This is a genomic window from Ruania rhizosphaerae, assembly GCF_009805705.1.
In the GTDB taxonomy this organism is placed as follows: Bacteria; Actinomycetota; Actinomycetes; order Actinomycetales; family Beutenbergiaceae; genus Ruania; species Ruania rhizosphaerae.
The window spans coordinates 318,030-336,553 of the sequence record NZ_VSMB01000002.1 but is presented as its reverse complement, the minus strand read 5'-3'; the positions used below and the strand labels follow the sequence as shown (position 1 = coordinate 336,553).

The following is an 18,524-nucleotide window of genomic DNA, read 5'->3' as shown; positions in this document are numbered from 1 at the left end:
TCGTCAGTGAGCGATGTTCATGGCGGCGGTCTTGATCCGGCGATAGAAGGCCAGTCCGTCGAGGCCGTGCTCCTTGAACGGTGAGCCGGATTCCTTGAACCCGCCGAACGGTTGGTGCACGTCCCAGCCGCTGGGTGGCAGGTTGATCACCACCTGGCCGGCGTCGACCCGCTCGACGAAGCGGTGGGCGGTGGCGAGGTCCTTCGTGAAGATGCCTGCCGCGAGCCCGTATTCGGTGTCGTTGACCATCTCGATCGCCTGATCGAGCTCGTCGAAGGCGACCACCGCGACGACCGGACCGAAGACCTCCTCGGACCAGATGCGCATCTGAGTGGTCACCGAGGTGAGCACTGTGGGGGTGACGTAGCAACCCATGCCGAGGTCGCCGTCAATGGGACGGTCACCGCCGACGGCTATCGTGGCACCTTCCTGCTCGGCCGTGCCGATCATGCCAAGCACCTTCTGCAGTTGCCGGTCGTTGACCACCGGACCGATCGTGGTGCCCTCGCCCTGATGACCCAGCCCGATGGCGCGGGCGCGCTCGGCCAGCTGAGCCTCGACCTCCGCCACGCGGGAGGAGTGCACCAGCAGCCGGCTGACGGCGGTACACCGTTGCCCGGTCTGGCCGAAGATGGCAGGGATGAGGGCCTCCAGCGAGGCCGTCACATCCGCGTCGGACATGATGACGGCGGAGTTCTTGCCACCCATCTCGGTCTGCAGCCGGGTCGGTCGCCCCGCCACGGCGTGGCTGAGATGGTGACCGGTCGCGGTGGACCCGGTGAACGTGATCCCGGCGATGCGGAGGTCGTTCACGAGGGCGTCCCCCACCTCGGTGACGTCTCCCGTGACGACGTTCACCACGCCGTCGGGAAGGCCCGCGGCGGCGAAGATCTCGGCGAGAACGAGCGCCACGGCCGGTGTGTCCGGGGACGGCTTGAGCACAGCCGTGTTCCCGAGCACCAGGGCGGGCCCGAGCTTGCGGCAGGGCACCATCAGCGGGTCGTTCCACGGCGTGATCGCCAGGACCACGCCGATCGGCTCGTGGGTGGTCCACGCCGACACCTCTGGCCGGCGGTCCGGGATCACGTCACCGTAGGGCAGGCGTGCCAGTCCCGCGTTGAACTCGAGCATCTCCGCGCTGCGCTCGACCTCGATCGTTGCCTCGGCAGGCGACTTGCCCATCTCGCGGACGATCAGATCGCGCAGCTCACCGGCGCGGTCACGGATCCCGGCGGCCGCCGCGAAGAGCACCTTGCCGCGGTCGATGCTGCTCGTGGCCCGCCAGCTGGGCAGGGCGCGGGCTGCTGCGGTCACTGCGGCCGTGGCCTGGGCGGCGCTCAGCGCGGGAACTCGTGCGACGACGTCACGTGCGTCTGCCGGGTTGACCGAGTCGAGGGTGCCGAGATCGCCTGCGACCCAGGTGCCGTCGATCAGGGTCCGGAGTGGGTCCGGGGCGGTGGTGATGCTCATGCGATCAGTGCTCCTTCGCGGGTGAGGCTGTGCCAGCCGTCGACGAGGTACTCGCGCAGTGCCTCGTCGGTGAAGTCGAAGCCGAGGCCGGGCGTCTCGTGCAAGAGGAGTTCGCCACCATCGACCCGGAGCTGGTTGTCGATGAGCCGGGAGAAATTGTGCACCGCATCGCCGGCGAAGTACTCGACGAACCGGGCGCTGCTGTAGGCGCCGACGAGGGGTGCGTGCAGGTCGTGGAACCAGTGCGGCGCCAGGGTCACCCCGGAGGCATCGGCGAGGTGGGCGATCCGGGTGAGCTCGGTGATCCCGCCGCACACGGCCGCATCCTGCTGGAGGATGAGGGCCCCGCCGGCGTCGATGAGCTCCTTGGTGCGCCACCGGCCGGCCTCGATCTCGCCGGTCGCGACGGTGATCGGAGTGCGCTCGGCGAGGCGGGCGTGGTTGGCGATGTCGTCCGGGCCGAATGGTTCCTCGATCCAGTACGGGTCGTAGGTCTCCCAGCGGCGCAGTGCCTGCAGGGCGGTCGGGACGTCACGCCAGGCGTTGTTGGCGTCGAGCATCAGCAACCCGTCCGGCCCGAGCACGTCGCGGGCGGCGGCGAGCCGGTCGGCATCCTCGGCGGGGGAGTGGCGACCGACCTTGATCTTCGCGGCGGTGAACCCGAGGGCGGTGTAGCCGCGGATCTCCTCGGCGAGCCCGTCCGGGCCCTTCCCCTCGACGTAGTAGCCCCCGCTCGCGTAGGCGGGGACGCGGTCGCTGTGGCCACCGAGGTACTTGTGCAGTGGGAGACCCGCGGCGCGGGCGTTGCGGTCCCAGATGGCGATGTCGAGAGCGGAGAGGGCCCGCATCACCGAACCGGTGCGCCCGTGCAGCAGCGACTCCTGGTACATCCGGTCCCACAGGCCGGTCGCGAGGTGGGCGTCCTGGCCCAGCAGTACCGGCCCGAGCAGGTCGCGGACGGCAGCGGTGGCGACTGATGCAGCGGTGTGGCCCGGATAGCAGAAGCCGATACCGGTGACACCGTCGTCCCCGGTCACGCGGACCAGGGTGTACTCGCGCTGGGTCACGGTGCGGCTGGAGAATCCGGTGGCTACGGGCAGCGGCACGATCGCCGTTCCGACGTCGATCCTCGAGATTGTCGTCACGTTGTCCTCTTCGACTCGTTTGGTGCCGGCATCTGGCTTCGTTGCCGACGAGGAGCACGCTACGGACGTTGTACGCGCAAGTCCAAGAGATAGTGTGGATTGCTAGTATCGGAGAAACTGATTGTAGGAACGGCTGACGGGAGGAGGAAACCGTGGAGATCCGGTGGCTGGAGACGTTCGTCGCGGTCGTCGAGAACGGCGGATTCGCCAAAGCGGCGGACGTGCTCTACTGCTCGCAGCCCACTGTCAGTGCTCAGGTCTCAGCGCTGGAACGTGAGCTGGGGGCTGAACTGCTCGATCGCGGCCGCCGACCTGTCGAGCTCACCGAGTCGGGCCGGGCGTTGCTGCACCATGCCCGCGCCGTGCTCGACCAGATCGAATCGGCGCGCGGCAGTGTCTCGGATGTGCTCGGTGCGCGGAGAGGGACGGTTCGGCTCGGCACCTACCCGAGTGCCACGGCCGGGTACATTCCGTCGCTGCTGGAACGGTTCCACCAGAACCACCCGCTGGTACGAGTGCACCTGGTCGAACTCGGTGGTGCCTATCTCGAGCAGGCCGCGCTCAGTGGCGAGGTGAATCTTTTCCTACGGCAGACCACGCCGCCGCTGTCGAGCAGTCAGTTCTTCTCCGAACCGCTCTGGCAGGAGCGACTCAAAGTCATCGCCGACTCCTCCCACCATCTGGGAGCCGTTGACGTGGTGCCGCCGCAGGCGCTGCTCGGGCAACCGCTGATCATGACGGGCCACTACCGGCTCGACAGCCTGCTCTCTCACCCACTCTGGCGCGATCTCGGTGAACCACCGACGCTCGCCTACGAGGTCTCCCACCCGCAGTCGCTGATCGAGCTGGTCCGGGCTGGCCTCGGGATCGGGATCACGACGGCCCTGGCGCTGCACGTCTCCCGCGTGGGCAACCTCGCTGTGAAGGACATCGATCATCCGGGTGCGGTACGAGACGTCTCGGTCTACTGGCCCAGCGGGCGGCGCCTGTCCGCAGCGACCCAGGCGCTGCTCGATTTCATGACCACTACGGCGCCGGTGCCGCCGGTGACCGAGTCGATCCGGACGGTGGGCACCCGCACGAGCGGCGAGGGCGGCTGATTCGACGCTCCGACCCCTCCCAGGGGTCGAACTTTCGACCCATGAAGCGGGTTGACCCTGAGTTTCGGGCCCCTGGGTGAATCGGATTGCGTCGTCTGCGCGTGCTACCGCAAGAGGTAGCGTAGAAGTGCCGCAAAAGGTAGCGTAGAGCTACCGCAAGAGGTAGCGTGAGATCGTGGAGTATCTGCCGCGCACGATCGATCGTGAGCTCGATGAGTTGTTGCCAATCGCGCCAGCCATCGCTCTCGACGGTCCCAAAGGTGTCGGGAAGACTGACACGGCGAGGCGCCGGTCGACTGCCGTCTGGTACTTGGACGACCCAGCTCAACGAGAGGTCGCGCGTGCAGACTTCGAACTTGCGTCGTCGCCGGACGGAACCCTCCTGCTCGACGAGTGGCAGAAGCTTCCGCAGGTGTGGGACTCAGTGAGGCGCCGTGTCGACGCAGGGGACCCGCCGGGCCGGTTCCTCCTGACGGGATCGGCGACCCCTGCGAGCCCGGCGGGGACGCACAGCGGAGCAGGGCGCATCCTGTCGTTGCGGATGCGGCCGATGGGGCTGCACGAACGCGGGCTGGTGACGCCTACGGTGTCGTTGTCGGCCCTTCTAGCCAGCCGGGCAGAGCCGGTTGAAGGCACGACGACGTTCGCACTTGGCGACTACGCAGATGCTGTGGTCGACAGCGGCCTTCCCGGAATCATGACTGCAGCCCCACGGCTGCGTCGCGGCCTCCTCGACGCCTACCTCCACCGCGTCATTGATCGCGACCTGCCCGACCTGGGCTACGAGGTACGGCGGCCGCAGACCCTTCGACGGTGGTTGTCGGCATATGCGGCGGCCTCCTCGACGACGACCGCCTACTCGAAGATCCTTGACGCGACCACCGCGGGTGACGGCACACAGCCGGCCAAGACGACGACGATTGCCTACCGCGACCACCTCAGTCAGCTCTGGCTGCTCGATCCGGTCCCCGGTTGGATCCCCGCCAATAACCCCATCCGGCGGCTGCAGCAGGCGTCCAAGCACCAGCTGGCCGATCCAGCGCTCGCGGCGCGACTGCTCAACCTCTCGGCCACGGCGCTGCTCGGGTCGCCGGGATCGCACATGGCGGGTCCACTCTTCGAATCTCTCGTGACCCTGGGCGTTCGCGTGATCGCCCAAGCAGCCGAGGCGACGGTGAGCCATCTCCGCCTGCGCGGAGGAGAACGTGAGGTCGACCTCGTCCTAGAGGGGGTCGACGGTCAGCTCCTCGGGATCGAGATCAAACTCGCACCGGAGGTGACCGGATCTGATGTGCGGCACCTGACGTGGCTGCGCGACCAGCTTCCCGACCGGGTCGTGGACCTCGTGGTGATCACGACGGGGAAGACCGCCTACCGTCGAGCCGACGGTGTCGCGGTCGTTCCGCTGGCGCTGCTGGGCCCATGATCCGGTTCTCACCCTCCAGGGGCCGATCTTTCGGCCCGTGAAGCGGGTTGACCCCGAGTTTCGGGCCCCGCGCGTTCGTGCTGCGGTGCCTCGTCCGTCGAGGGGTCGATCTTTCGGCCCATGAGCGGTGAAAGGGTCTATCTTTCGGCCCCTGGGCCGTGGGGCCGGGTCCGCACATCTGCCCGCCGGCCGCCCAGCGGCGTCAGCTCACCCGAACGATCCCCACCGGGTCGCCCACCGCCGGGTGCCCCTCCGGCACCGGCTCCCACGCCGCATCCGCGCCGTCTTCACGCAGCCAGCGTTGCCCTGCCACCGACACCTCCGAGGCGCCCGTGACCTGCGCCGTCATCACTGCCCACGACGCCACCGCCCAGCCCAGCCGCTCCGGCTCACCCCCGAGGGCGGTGACGTCGATGAGGAGGTGAGCTGCGCCGTCGTGGTCCTCCTGCGAGGCGGTGAGCGAGGGCAGGTCGAGGGCCAGCCGGGCCTGCAGCACCTCCACGAGTTCCGCCTGCTCCACCGGGCTCGCCGGTGCGAGCCGGCAGATGACCCCACCCGAGGTATACCCGGTCAACGACGAGGCGAACAGCCGCGCCAGCGTCTCGTGCTGGGCGTAGGCGTCCGGGAAGCCCGAGCGCTGTACCTCCTGCGCGGCGACCGTGATCTCCATGTCCTGATAGCCGTCCACCCGCACCAGCGCGTCGTAGAAGGCGTGCGTGGCGTAGTGCGGGTCCTGCACCTGCTCCTCGCTGCCCCAGCCCTGGGAGGGGCGCTGCTGGAACATGCCCAACGAGTCGCGGTCGCCGTAGTCGAGGTTGCGCGCCCGCGACTCCTGCATCACGGTCGCCAACGCGATCGTCAGCGCCCGCGCAGGCAGCTCCCGTTCGAGCGTGATCGCCGCGATCAGCGCCGCATTGCCGGACTGCTCCGGATCGAGGGCTGCGGACCGGTCACCGTCGGAGGCGATGCACCGCTGCACGATCGGTGGGGCGTCGTTCACGCGGTTCAGCACGATCACGCCACCAGCGACCACGAGTCCCAGCGCGGCGAGCAGCACGACCGCCCGCCGCACCACCCGCCGGGTACGCGAGCGTCTACTGGGCATGCAGCGCGGAGTTCAGCTCGATCCCCGCGCCGCTGCGTTCGATCGCCTCCACCGCACCGGTGGTGGAGTTGCGGCGGAACAGCAGGTTGGGGGTGCCGGAGAGATCGCGCGCGGTCACGAGATCCTTGGAACCGGCGAGCGTCACCTTCGTCCCGGCCGTCAGGTAGAGACCTGCCTCCACCACGCAGTCGTCGCCGAGGGAGATCCCCAGACCGGCGTTCGCGCCGAGCAGGCAGCGCCGGCCGATGGCGATCTTGTGGGTGCCGCCACCCGAGAGCGTGCCCATGATCGAGGCGCCGCCGCCGATATCCGACCCGTCACCGACCACCACACCCTGGGATATGCGGCCCTCCACCATCGAGGCGCCGAGCGTACCGGCGTTGAAGTTCACGAACCCTTCGTGCATCACCGTGGTGCCCTCGGCGAGGTGGGCACCCAGCCGGACCCGGTCGGCGTCGGCGATCCGCACCCCGGTCGGCATCACGTAGTCGACCATCCGGGGGAACTTGTCCACCCCGTAGACGGTGATCGGCGCGCCCTTGCGCGCCACGCGCAGCGACAGCCGGGTCTTCTCGAAGTCGGCCACCGCGCACGGCCCGGCGGAGGTCCACACCACGTTCGGCAGCACCCCGAACAGTCCGTCCAGGTTGATCGAGTTCGGCTGCACGAGCCGGTGGGAGAGTAGGTGCAGGCGCAGGTAGGCGTCTGCGGTGTCGGCCGGTGCGGCGTCCAGATCGATGCTGCGGTGCTCGACCACCTGGCGGGTGCCGCGCGCCCGGTCGATCGTCGCGAGCGAGGCCAGATCGGCGGGCACGCCATAGGGCCCGCTGCTCTGCGCGGGTTCGTCCCCCAGCCCAGGGTTCGGGTACCAGACGTCGAGCGTCTGGTCGTCGGTGGTGATGGTGGCGAGTCCGATTCCCCAGGCGGTGCGTGTCATGGGTCCAGACTACCGAGCGCTGCCTGCCTGAGCCGACCGCTGCCCGCTACACGCTGCGCGGGCCCGTGTGCCCGGCGCCCAGCGCGCTCACCCGGGCGATCAACCCTCGGTCCGCCGTGGCCACGACCACCGGATCCGCACCGGCCTCGCGCAGCGCCCGCACCTGGGCGACGATCTCGTCGTCCCCCTCACCGGGCGCCGCCACCACCCGGACCCGATCCCCGGGCCCGGCCGCCCGCGCCGCCCCCTCGGTGACGAGCACGAGCTCCGGCCACCACAGATCACCGGGCAGATCCAGCACGGCTGAAGGGACGCCGTCGTGGGCCAGGGTTTCCAACCGCGCCAGCAGGCGCTCGGTGGCGCCGGCGCGGTCCTTCCACCAGCCGTCCGGCCGGGAGCCGACCACATTGGCCGCATCGACCACCAGCGCTGGCCGGCGCGTGAGCATCTCGCGCAGCGTCGGCCAGGCGTCGGCGAAGGCGGGCAGTAGCGACCGGCCGGTCACGTCCGCCTGGGTGACCCACTGGATGTCGGCGCTCTCGGCGTCGGTGGGGTGCGCCGTCAGCGGGCCTGTGGCCAGGGCCAGGGCGGTGGTGTAGCTCCAGTCGGGGTGGGTGAGGGTGCGGGTGGCGAGCAGCGTCAGCGAGGTGGGGTCGACGCCAGCCTCCTCGACGGCCTCCCGCACCGCACCTGCCCACGGCGTCTCGCCCGGGCGCAGGGCGCCCCCGGGGATGCCCCAGGTGTCGCCGAAGTGCGTCCAGCTGGCGCGGTGCTGCAGGAGAACCCGCCCGACGGCGTCCGTCCAGTTCCCGCGCCCGTCACCTGCGTCCAGGATCAGCAGGCCGGCGGCGCCGCTGTGCCCCCAGTGGCGCGCACCGCAACCGCACTCCACCCAGCCCTCCCACGGGCCCTCGGGGCGCCAGTCGGTTGGGCGGCTGGGGTGGGGGCGCTGGTCGGGCACGTGATCAGGGTACTTGCGTCATCCGGCTCACGAGGGTGGCCTGAGTGTCCTGATCGGCTTCGCGAACGACACTCAGGCCACCCTCGTGGCACCGGTCTCCGCGTGGTCGAGTCAGTCGCCGGACTCGGGCATCTCGTCGATCTGGCAGATCACCGAGCCGGAGCTGACGGTCTGCCCGACCGCGGCACTGAGGCCGTGCACCCGGCCGGCCCGGTGTGCGACCAGCGGTTGCTCCATCTTCATCGCCTCCAGCACGACCACGAGGTCGCCCTCGGCGACGAGCTCACCGTCGGCCACGGCCACCTTCACGATGGTTCCCTGCATGGGGGAAGCGAGTGCGTTGCCCCCGGCGACCGCGGCGGCGGACTTGCCGTTGGAGCGGCGCGCGGGGCGGCGGGCCTGACGTCCCTTGCCGGCGCCGCCGATGCTCAGACCTGCGGGCAGGACCACCTCGAGGCGCTTGCCGCCGACCTCGACGACAACCCGCTCGACGTCACTGTCTGCTTCGGCCGGTGCAGCGGCGGGGACGGGTGTGGCGCCCTCGGCCTGGGCGGCGAGCCGCGCGGCGAACTCGTTCTCGATCCAGGTGGTGTAGACGGAGAAGTCCTCGAGCCGGTCGGCCGCGAACTCCGGGTCGGCGAGCACGGCACGGAAGAAGGGCAGCACGGTGGGGATGCCGGTGACCTCGGTCTCGCTGATCGCGCGACGGGCCCGCTGCAGTGCCTCGGTGCGGGTGGCACCGGTGACGATGACCTTGGCCAGCATCGAGTCGAACGCACCGGAGATGGTGTCACCGGCGACGATGCCCGAATCCACGCGCACACCCGGTCCCGAGGGCCAGCGCAGGGAGCTGATCGTGCCGGGGGAGGGGAGGAAGTTGCCGAACGGGTCCTCACCGTTGATGCGGAACTCCAGCGAGTGCCCGCGGGTGGTGACCTCGGTGTAGCCGAGCTCTTCGCCGTCGGCGATGCGGAACTGCTCACGGACGAGGTCGATCCCCGCGATCTCCTCGCTCACGCAGTGCTCCACCTGCAGGCGGGTGTTGACTTCGAGGAAGGAGATCGTTCCGTCAGTGCCGATGAGGAACTCGCACGTACCGGCGCCGCGGTAACCGGCCTCCTTCAGGATCGCAATCGACGCCTCGCGCAACTGGGCGTCCTGCTCCGGGGAGAGGAACGGTGCGGGCGCCTCCTCCACCAGCTTCTGGTGGCGGCGCTGCAGAGTGCAGTCGCGGGTGGAGACCACGACGACGGTGCCGTGGGCATCCGCGAGGCACTGGGTCTCCACGTGGCGGGGGCGGTCGAGGAAGCGCTCGACGAAGCACTCACCCCGGCCGAACGCGGCGGTGGCTTCCCGGACGGCGGAGTCGAACATGCCGTCGATGTCCTCGGCGGTGCGCGCGACCTTCAGGCCGCGTCCGCCGCCTCCGAAGGCCGCCTTGATCGCGATCGGCAGACCGTGCTCGGTCGCAAAGGCATGCACCTCGCCGGCATCGGACACCGGATCCGGGGTTCCGGCGACCAGTGGGGCACCGGCGCGCTGGGCGATGTGCCGCGCGCTGACCTTGTCGCCGAGGGCGTCGATGGCGGCCGGCGGCGGTCCGATCCAGATGAGACCGGCGTTGATCACCGCGCGGGCGAAATCGGCGTTCTCGGAGAGGAAGCCGTAACCCGGGTGCACGGAGTCCGCGCCGGATCGTCGGGCGACGTCGAGGATCTTGTCGATGTCCAGGTAGGTCTCGGCGGCCCGGGAGCCGTGGAGCGCGAACGCCTCGTCGACCAGTTGCACATGCTGGGCGTCACGGTCGGAGTCGGCGTAGACACCGACGGAGGCGAGGCCCGCGTCGCGGCAGGCGCGCGCAACCCGGACGGCGATCTCGCCGCGGTTGGCGATGAGCACTTTGCCGCATCGGGCCTTCGATGCTTCCGGCGCTGCGCTCGTCGACATGCATTCTCCTCGTGTTCATCGGTCAGGCAGCTGGGCCGGGCGTTGCGGGCACCGACGATCCAGCGACGCGATGGGCGTCAGCCCACGCTAGTACTCGAAGGTTCGTCCTACCCAACCACGGCGCCCGGGCAGCGGAAGTCTGTTCGCGCGCTCAAGTGGGTCCTCGCGATTTTGTAGGTTACCGACAAATGTGTCGGCGCTTCGCCCGGTGTCCGGGAGGAACTGTAGTCCGGGTGACACAAAGGCGACGTGTGTCGCCGGTCATGCGTTGGTCACGTCGGCTCAGTTGTGACGGGGGTGGGGTGGTGGTGCCTCGTCTTCGGTCAGGTGACTCTCCAGAAGTCTGTCCATGCCAATCCCAGATCCGCCAGCAGCACCCGCACCAGCGGCAGGCTCAGCCCGACCACGCCGTGCGGGTCGCCCTCGACGCCCGTCACGAACGCGCCGCCGAAGCCGTCGAGTGTGAACGCCCCGGCGACCGACAGGGGTTCTCCGGTGGCCACGTAGGCGTCGATCTCGGCGTCGGTGAGCTCGGCGAAGTGCACCACGGTGCTGGAGACCGCGTGAACGTGGTCAACTCCGCGGATCAGGTGGTGCCCGGTGTGCAGGGTTCCTGAACGTCCACGCATCTGGCGCCAGCGCGCGCGTGCGCGCTCGGGTTCGTACGGTTTGCCCAGGGCCTCACCGTCCAGCTCGAGTAGCGAGTCACAACCGATCACGACGGCGTCCCCCTCCTCGAGTTCGCCGGCTGGGTCCGTGCGGTGGGTCAGGTCAGCAGGGGCCGCAGCGTCGGTAGTTGCGAGCAGACTGGCCACCGCCTCGGCCTTCGCGCGGGCGAGCAGGGCCACGGCTTCACGGACGGGGACGGCATGTCCTCCCGACTCGCGGGCTGCGGCAGCGAGAAGCGCCTCCTCGTCGACGTCAGCCGGCTGGATGTCGGGCTCGATGCCGGCCGTCCGCAGCAGGGCTGCCCGGGCTGGGGAGGCAGAGGCGAGGATGAGGGTGGGAGCGCTCACATGGGTGACCTTACGCCGTCGGCGGTGTGCGCGAGTTGCCAGTCGTGGTCCGTGCAGACCTCCACACGGACCACGACTGGCAACTCGTGCGATCAACAGCTCCGGCAGGTGACCTCGAGCTCATACAGCCGCACGCGACCGTCCCGGGTTGCCGTGATATCCAGCCGCACGGCCGTGGCTTCGACCGGATCGAACTGGTGCAACGGGGTGACCTCGGAGTTCGCCGTCACCTCCCTGACCACCTGCCACTGACCATCCACTTCGGCGGAGATCGCGTAGTCCTCCAGCAGGTAGCCGCCGTACTGGTGCAACTGCACCGAGTCGATCGTCTCCGGTGCTGCGAAGGTCACCTCGAGCCAGTGCGGCGGCGTGGCCTCGGTGAGCCACCTACTTCCGGTGCTGGTGGTGTTGCCGTCGATCGCCCGTTCCGGCGCGTACTGGCTCCACCAGCCCGAGGCGTCCACGGTGGCGCCGCTGGATGCCAGGGCCACGTTGCGCCAGACGGCGGTGATCGTGCTTGTGGCGCTGGCGCTCTCGCCGTGGTCAGCCGGGGTGACCACGATCTCCACGGTGGCTGGCTGCTCCGGGGCGAGTGGCGCCGTCGTGACCTCGACGGCCAGCTCGCGGACCTCGAACGGTTCGAGCGAGACCGTGGTGGCCTCCGCCGTCGTCCAGCCTTGCGGTGCATTGACGGCGACCTCGACCTCGCGTACAGACGCGGTGTCGTTGCGCAGGACGGCGGTCAGGTCGAGCGCGACCTCGGTCTCCGGGCGGATCTCGCTGGAGGCGGGGAGCATCGCGACCGCGACCGGCGCGGCTGCCTCACCCTCAGTGAGGGTGATCTGAGGGAAGACGTCGAGCTCCTGGTACCGCGGCCAGCCCAGGTGCAGGTCGAGGGAGTCCAACGAACCCACGACGGCGGTCCGTTCGGTGGTGCCGTCGCTGCCCAGTCGCACGGGGGTACCGGTGAATTCCTCGGCGAACCATGGTGTGGCCAGTTCCGCCGTGCGGTCGGTGGCGAGGGCGTTCGCACCCTCAAACGCGGTGGTGATGTGCTGTGGGTCATCCCCCTCGGCCACGGCGTAGTTGCGGACGGCGGTCCGCACGTGGTTGCGGTACAGGTCGGTGTGCACGAGTTCTTCGACGAGCAGCCGTTGGTGCGCGGTGGCCGACTCCAGCAGCAGTGCCTGCCGTGCTCGCAGCACCGGAGCCCCCTGGGTGTGGGCGCTCCCGGCGAGCAGCGGAGACTGGCGGCTCGCCTCCAGGAACGCCGCCCGCACGACCGCCTGGGAGAGGGAGATGCCAACGTTCCAGCCGGACCAGCCGCCGAGTTGGGCCAGATCGATGCGAGGGGCAAGCAGGTTCCGCAGCTCCGGATCGACCACACCGGCCACCGCGTCGTCTCCCACGGCCACGAGCCGTCCGCGGGCCACCTCCTCATGGATCCGGTCGACGAACGGGTCGAGAGAACCGGCACCGGCGGTGTTGGCCATCAGCAGCACGTCGGACTCGGCAGCCTCGGCGCGCTCAGCGCCGAGAGTGGCGATGTACTCGTCCACCAGATCGGCATAGGGCACATCCTGGTACGGCGCCACCCAGTCCTCACCGGGGGTCCGCGACCACTCCACCGCGACGCTGGGCTGAACGCCCAGGCGCTCCACCACCAGCTTGGCGGTGAGCAGGGCGCCGAGCACGTCGGCGCCCGGGTAGATCTTCACCCGGTCCTCGATACCGAGCTCGGCGATCAGGGCCGCCAGCGCGGCCTTCTCAGCGCGATGCGGCCCGAACTCGCTCGCGTCGTCCTGCCCCAGCACGAGGACGTCGATGGTGCCCTCGGCGGCGAGGTGGATCATGTCCCGGTTGATCTGGTGGTTGCGGGAGCGGGCGCACAGGTAGTCGCTCTTGATCTCCTCCGGGATCTCAGCTGCGAGTTCCTCGTACTCGGCCCGCAGGTCCTCGCGACCGAGGTTCTCCACCTGGTCCATCAGTTCCGCCCACTGGCGCACCGGCCCCGAGTACATCCCTGGGTACCCGGAGGTGGGGGCGATGGTCAGGCGCTGGATCACGTCGAAGGCGTAGATGGGCTGCTCCGGGTTCGCGGCTGCGACCTCCTCGACGACCTGCAGACGCTCCCGCGCGGTCTCCAGATCCGTGGCACAGGTCCGGGAGGCAACCAGGCCGCCGTAGGCCAGCATCGGCAGGGCGAGTACGGAGGCATCCGCGTCCGGTGCCGCGCTCTCCCACCAGTTGCCGACGGCGTCTGCATCCCCGTGGTCGAAGAACTCACCCAGGAGGTCGGTCTCCGGGGTGAGGGCGGTGTGGCCGCCGATGGCGGCCATCTCCACGGGGGTCACAGCGGGGAAGGGGCGGTCGTCGAGCGGGACGACGGCGATATCACCGAGGGACGGTGGCGGTCCGGCATGTTCGGGTGGACCGGCGTGGGCCGGGCTCACGGCGACCAGCGAGGTGGCGAGCAGGCCGGCGGTGGTCAGGAGGGCGGTGAGGTTGCGCATGGTGTCCTTTCCCGGGCGGCAACGGTGCCGTCCGGCTCTCGGCAGGCAGGAGGCGGTGCCTCAGCCCTTGAGCCCGGTGTTGGCCAGGCCCTGAATGAACTGGCGCTGCGCGATCACGAACACGATCAGCACCGGGATCACAGTGAGGGTGGTGGCGGCGAGCTGGACGTTCCAGATCGGTCCGCCGTAGGCGTCCACGTACTGGGTGAGCGCTTGTGGAAGGGTGAAGTTCTCCTTCGAGGACAGGTAGACGATCGGTTCGAGGTAGAGGTTCCAGGACTTCAGGAAGGTGAAGATCGCGACCGCAGCCACGGCCGAGCGGGCGAGTGGGAACGCGATCCGGGCGAAGATGCCGAATCGGGTCAGGCCGTCCATCCGGCCCGCCTCCTCGAGCTCGCCCGGGAAGGTGATGAAGAACTGCCGCATGATGAACGTCGCGAGTACGCTTGGTGCACCCAGCACCGGGATCACGATGAGCGGCCAGTGCGTGTCGATCAGACCGAGGGTGTTCACCATCCGGAACAGCGGGACGATCGTCACCTCCGAGGGCACCAGCATCCCGATCAGCACGATCACGAAGAGGGCGTTCGCCCCGGGGAAGCGGATCCGGGCGAAGGCGTAGCCGGCGAGCGCGGCCACCGCGATCGTGCCGATCGTGACGGCCACGGCGATGTACAGGCTGTTCATGTACTGCTGGGCGAACGGCTGCAGTGTGAACACGTCGCGGTAAGGCGCCAGGGTCGGTGACTCGGCCCAGACCGTCGGCGGGATCCGCAGGATCTCGCTGGTGGTCTTCAGACTGGACGATGCCATCCACCAGGTCGGGAACACGAACGGCACGGCCAGCAGGACCATCAGGAACACCAGCGCCGCACGGCCGAGGTGCTCGGCGCGTGGCGGGCGCTTCCCGCGGCGTGGCCTGGGGGAGTGGCGCCCGACGGGACGGCGTGCACCTGGGGAGGGCTGCGCCGTCGGCGGCTTCGTGAGCTGGTCAGGACTCATGGAACACCCACTTCTTGCGCGTCTGCCACTGCAGCAGGGTCAGGGCCAGGACGATGACGAACAGCAGCACGGCGATCGCGCTGGCGTAGCCGAACTGGTTGAACTCGAAGGCCTGCCGGTACAGGTAGAAGACCAGCACGGTGGTGGAGGTGCCCGGACCGCCGTCGGTGAGCACGTCGATCAGAGCGAACGTCTCGAGCGAACCGACGAGGGTCAGGATCCCCACCAGCAGCATCGTGGGGCTGATCATCGGCAGCGTGATCGAGGTGAACCGCCGCCACGCGCCAGCGCCGTCGAGCCGTGCCGCCTCACCGATGTCCTCCGGAACCCCTTGCAGGGCGGCCAGGAACAGCACCATGTTCAATCCGACGTTCTTGAACACCTGCACCACGACCACGGCGATCATCGCCGTGACGCTCCCGCGCAGCCAGTTCGGGCCGGTCACCCCGAGTGCGGCGAGGAAGGCGTTCACCCCGTTGTCGGCCTGCAGCAGGAACCCCCACACGATCGTCCATGCCACCAGCGAGACCACCACCGGGGAGAAGAACAGCACCCGGAACAGGGTGGTCCCCGGCAGGTGCTGGTTCAGCAGCACGGCCAGCGCGAGCGCAAGCGTCATGTTCAGCACGAGCACCCCGAGGGAGAACCACAGACTCGCCCAGAGCGAGTCGTGCAGGGCCGCGTCGGTGAGCATCCGCGTGTAGTTCTCACCGCCGATGAAGGTGAACGTGTTCGCGAGCACGTTCCACTCGTGCAGCGAGTACCACACGACGGCGATCAGCGGCGCGATCACGAAGGCGAGGCTGCCGAGCACCGCTGGTGCGCTGAACAGGTAGCCGTAGAGGGCGTCCCGGTCCCGCCAGCGCATGGTGCGCCGGCGGGCCGGGAGGGTGGGGACAGATGTCATGTCAGGTCAGTCCTGCAGCAGCGGGTCGATCGCGGCGCACACCTCGGTCGCCACCGCTGCGGCATCACCGGTCTCGGTCCACAGCGCGTCCAGCGCGCTGCGAGTGGCCGTGTCGACCTGTGCGTAGTTCACGTGCGAGGGCTTGGTGGCCGCGCCGTCGATCGCCTCGACGACGATCTCCAGCTGCCGCTCGTCGAACGCGGGGTTCCCCTCGGCGAGGCTCTCGGTGGTCAGCAGCGAGGTCCGCGGCGGCGGGAAGTACTGGGAGAGCTGACTGGCGTTCTCCGGGTTCGTGAAGTGAGCGAGGAAGTTCGCGGCCGCCCCGGGGTTCTCGCCATTGGCGAGCACGCCGATCCCGGCTTGGCCGATCACGCCGGGCTGTCCGGCCGGTCCCGTGGGCAGCGGCACGATGTCCCACTCGAAAGACCCGTCCAGGGCGGACGCACGAGAGATCTGTGTGATCGTCATCGTCGTGTCGCCGGAGAAGAAGTCAGCAGCGGTACCGGGCCCGGGGATCGCGCCCTGGGTGTACACGGCGTCGTGGAACCAGGAAAGGGCGTCGACCATCTCCGGGGAGTCGAACTCGCAGGTGGTGCCGTCGGCGCTCCATGGCTGCGCGCCCCAGGCGCCCCAGACCGAGGCCAGGTTGGACCACGCGGTGTAGTCGAAGTCGCGGACGACCAGGCCGGCGCCGCCCAGGTCCTCGACGGTTGCCGCGGAGATGTCCCGTGCGCTGTCGTAGGTCCACTCACCGCCGGCATGCAGTTCCGACGGCTGCGTTTGCCCAGCCTCGGCGATCCGGTCGGTGTTCACGAACATCACGAACGGCGAGTTGGAGAAGGGGTAGGCGTAGAGGCCGTCATCGTTGCTCCACAGGTCGAGTGCCGAACCGAGAAGGTCCTCGTACTCGTAGCCGTCAGTAGCCTCCAGTGTGCCGCCGATCTCCGCGAGGGCGCCGCTGGAGACGAACTCGGGGGCGTTGCTCTCGAAGACCCACGCCAGGTCGGGCGTGTTGCCGCCGGCCAGCTGCGTAGTGAGGGTGGTCGTGTAGTCCTCGAACGGGATCGTTTCGAAGGTCACCGACGAGACCTCGTCAGGGTGGTCGGCGACATAAGCATCGGCGATCTCCTGGAACAGGCCCAGATGCCCCTCGTCGGCTGTCCAGACGGTCATGCGGAGATCGACAGGACCGTCGGGTGTGGCGTCCTCGGACGTGTCGCTGGTACCACTGCCGCACGCGGCCAGGGTGCCGGCGAGCACGAGCGAGGCGAGGGCTGAGACGGATCTGCGGTGAACCATGGTGACTCCTCTTTGGGGATGACCGCTGCGGATGCAGACGGCCGGGTCGGGTATGGCGGGGCTCAGTAGCCCTGGACGCCGTCGGGCCAGTGCAGCTCAACACCGTCGGCGATCAGTGCGGATTGCAGGTCTGCGGTGAGCGGTGCACTGCCGTGCACCTGGTGGGGGGTGGTGCCCTGCTTCAGGCACTCCGCGGCAAGCAGGCCGGCCGCCTCGCCGATGTTCCACTCCACGGGGTGCAGGCGATAGCAACCGTTGGTGATGTGTGTGGTGCCGATGTTCTTGCATCCAGCAAGCAGGTTCGTGGTCTGCTGCGGGATCAGTGCGCCGAGCGGGATCTCGAAGGGCTCTGCACCGACGTCGATGTAGTTGTCTCCGCCGGTGGAGGGGTGCAGGTCGATGCGATACATGCCGATCCCTACGCTGTCGGGGTAGCGGCGGGCGCCCCGATCACCCCGGACAGCGAGGGAGACGTCCTGTTCGCGGATGGTCTCGAGCGCCCGGATGCGCCGGCTCTCCCGGTGGTAGGGCGCCATCGCGAGGCCGTCGTCGGTGCCGACGACGTCACCGCGCAGCCGCAGACCCGGCCAGCCGGCGCCGCCGTCGGGGCGTGGCGCCTCGGTCTGCATCCAGTACAGCATCGACAGGCTCAGCTGCTTGGCGTCGTGCAGGCGCTGGGCCGCGACATCGGCGGGGACGTCGATGAGCGGTCCGTCGAAGTAGTCGATACTCGGCCAGTTCACGAGCGTGATGTCGCTGTCGTAGGCGCCGGGTGCGAACATGTCCCGGGCGAGGATCCGGCGGAACGTCCACAGGTTCCCGTCTCCGGCATTGACGGCCTGGTCAGCGGCGACCGTGAGCGGGTCATCACCCGGGTTCGGGGAGAAGTGACGGTGCACGATCTCCAGGGTGCGCGGATGAGGGGCGCTCCAGCTGAGCAGGTTCGCACCCCAGTAGTCGGTGGTGTAGGCGCGCCAGTAGTCGTACTGCTCCGGGCGCTCGATGGTGTGATCGCCATCGACGTGGTCGACCGCGAAGCAGACGCTCATCGCCTGCACGTTCTCCGGCTGGGACTCGTCCGGAGCACTTGGTTCGCCGGTCTCGCCGCGGGATTCGAAACCGAGGACGTAGTCGGTACCGGTCAGGGGCAGCAGCTCTCCGGTCTCGGTGGCGTCGACGACATAGTCCGCGGCCACTGTGGTGCGGGCTCCGGTTCGGACGTCCTCCAACTCGACGGTGCGCACCTGCGCGCCGTCCATGGTGGCGGCAATCGGCCGTACCGGCTGGATCACCTGGATCTTGCCTGTGGCGCGATGCGCGGCGAGCATCTCATCGATCACAGCGACGGCGACGCGCGGTTCGTGGCAGAGCTTGGAGACCCAGCCTGCACCGGGATTGAGGTCGGGGCGTGCTCGGGCGGCGGCAGTGAGTGGGTAGTGCTCGCGGTAGTGGTCCCGGATCCCGTCCCGGAAGCGGCGGTAGCGCGCCGTGCAGCCGAAGCTCTCGATCCATGAGTGCTCGTCGGGGGGGACGGCTTGTGAGGTGGACTGGCCGCCGAGCCAGTCGTACTCCTCGGTGAGGATCACGTCGGCGCCGTGGTCTGCGGCGGCCAGTGCTGCTGCGACACCGCCGAGTCCACCTCCGACGACGAGAACCTGTGTCTGCGCTTCGCGCACGTGTGTGCCCTTTCGTAGTG

At 69.2% G+C, this 18,524-nt stretch carries 14 protein-coding genes; 2 read left to right on the top strand and 12 right to left on the bottom strand.

Annotation, left to right across the window (positions count from 1 at the left end):
• Positions 1–3 precede the first annotated feature (3 nt).
• Both FV560_RS04855 and FV560_RS04850 read right to left on the bottom strand, forming a co-directional pair.
• Complete coding sequence (locus FV560_RS04855) at positions 4–1,470, bottom strand: aldehyde dehydrogenase family protein (RefSeq protein ID WP_159619962.1); 1,467 nt, start codon at positions 1,468–1,470, stop codon at positions 4–6.
• On the bottom strand, positions 1,467–2,615 hold the full coding sequence (locus FV560_RS04850; protein WP_159619960.1) for a mandelate racemase/muconate lactonizing enzyme family protein: 1,149 nt from the start codon (positions 2,613–2,615) through the stop codon (positions 1,467–1,469). The genes FV560_RS04855 and FV560_RS04850 overlap by 4 nt, the downstream gene beginning before the upstream one ends.
• A 152-nt stretch (positions 2,616–2,767) precedes the next feature.
• Here FV560_RS04850 and FV560_RS04845 point away from each other — a divergent pair, with 152 nt between their 5' ends.
• Together FV560_RS04845 and FV560_RS04840 are read left to right on the top strand one after the other, a co-directional pair.
• Positions 2,768–3,715: a LysR family transcriptional regulator gene (locus FV560_RS04845; RefSeq protein WP_159619958.1), complete on the top strand. Its 948-nt coding sequence runs from the start codon at positions 2,768–2,770 to the stop codon at positions 3,713–3,715.
• Positions 3,716–3,890: 175 nt separating this feature from the next.
• Positions 3,891–5,141: an ATP-binding protein gene (locus FV560_RS04840; protein WP_159619956.1), complete on the top strand. Its 1,251-nt coding sequence runs from the start codon at positions 3,891–3,893 to the stop codon at positions 5,139–5,141.
• A 202-nt stretch (positions 5,142–5,343) separates the two neighbouring features.
• Here the strand turns inward: FV560_RS04840 and FV560_RS04835 are convergent, their stop codons facing one another.
• The 10 genes from FV560_RS04835 to FV560_RS04790 all read right to left on the bottom strand — a co-directional run bounded on the left by FV560_RS04835 (position 5,344) and on the right by FV560_RS04790 (position 18,504).
• Positions 5,344–6,246 carry a hypothetical protein gene (locus FV560_RS04835; protein WP_159619954.1) on the bottom strand — a complete coding sequence of 301 codons (903 nt, stop codon included), beginning with the start codon at positions 6,244–6,246 and terminating at the stop codon, positions 5,344–5,346.
• Complete coding sequence (dapD, locus tag FV560_RS04830; protein WP_159619952.1) at positions 6,236–7,183, bottom strand: 2,3,4,5-tetrahydropyridine-2,6-dicarboxylate N-succinyltransferase; 948 nt, start codon at positions 7,181–7,183, stop codon at positions 6,236–6,238. The genes FV560_RS04835 and dapD overlap by 11 nt, the downstream gene beginning before the upstream one ends.
• A gap of 46 nt (positions 7,184–7,229) precedes the next feature.
• Complete coding sequence (locus FV560_RS04825; protein ID WP_159619950.1) at positions 7,230–8,144, bottom strand: NUDIX hydrolase; 915 nt, start codon at positions 8,142–8,144, stop codon at positions 7,230–7,232.
• Between the two features lie 111 nt (positions 8,145–8,255).
• Positions 8,256–10,091: an acetyl/propionyl/methylcrotonyl-CoA carboxylase subunit alpha gene (locus FV560_RS04820; RefSeq protein WP_159619948.1), complete on the bottom strand. Its 1,836-nt coding sequence runs from the start codon at positions 10,089–10,091 to the stop codon at positions 8,256–8,258.
• A gap of 323 nt (positions 10,092–10,414) precedes the next feature.
• Complete coding sequence (locus tag FV560_RS04815; RefSeq protein ID WP_159619946.1) at positions 10,415–11,107, bottom strand: Maf family protein; 693 nt, start codon at positions 11,105–11,107, stop codon at positions 10,415–10,417.
• Between the two features lie 92 nt (positions 11,108–11,199).
• Positions 11,200–13,620 (bottom strand): DUF4127 family protein, encoded by a 2,421-nt coding sequence (locus FV560_RS04810; protein WP_159619944.1) that lies wholly within the window; start codon positions 13,618–13,620, stop codon positions 11,200–11,202.
• 60 nt (positions 13,621–13,680) lie between these two features.
• Entirely contained in the window at positions 13,681–14,622 is a 942-nt protein-coding gene (locus FV560_RS04805) for a carbohydrate ABC transporter permease (RefSeq protein ID WP_159619942.1), read from the bottom strand.
• Positions 14,612–15,529, bottom strand: coding sequence for a carbohydrate ABC transporter permease (locus FV560_RS04800; RefSeq protein WP_159619940.1), 918 nt, complete (start codon positions 15,527–15,529; stop codon positions 14,612–14,614). Before FV560_RS04800 ends, FV560_RS04805 begins: the two co-directional genes overlap by 11 nt.
• Before the next feature lie 6 nt (positions 15,530–15,535).
• Positions 15,536–16,828 carry an ABC transporter substrate-binding protein gene (locus FV560_RS04795; protein WP_159619938.1) on the bottom strand — a complete coding sequence of 431 codons (1,293 nt, stop codon included), beginning with the start codon at positions 16,826–16,828 and terminating at the stop codon, positions 15,536–15,538.
• Positions 16,829–16,890: 62 nt separating this feature from the next.
• On the bottom strand, positions 16,891–18,504 hold the full coding sequence (locus FV560_RS04790) for an FAD-dependent oxidoreductase (RefSeq protein ID WP_159619936.1): 1,614 nt from the start codon (positions 18,502–18,504) through the stop codon (positions 16,891–16,893).
• Positions 18,505–18,524: the final 20 nt, after the last annotated feature.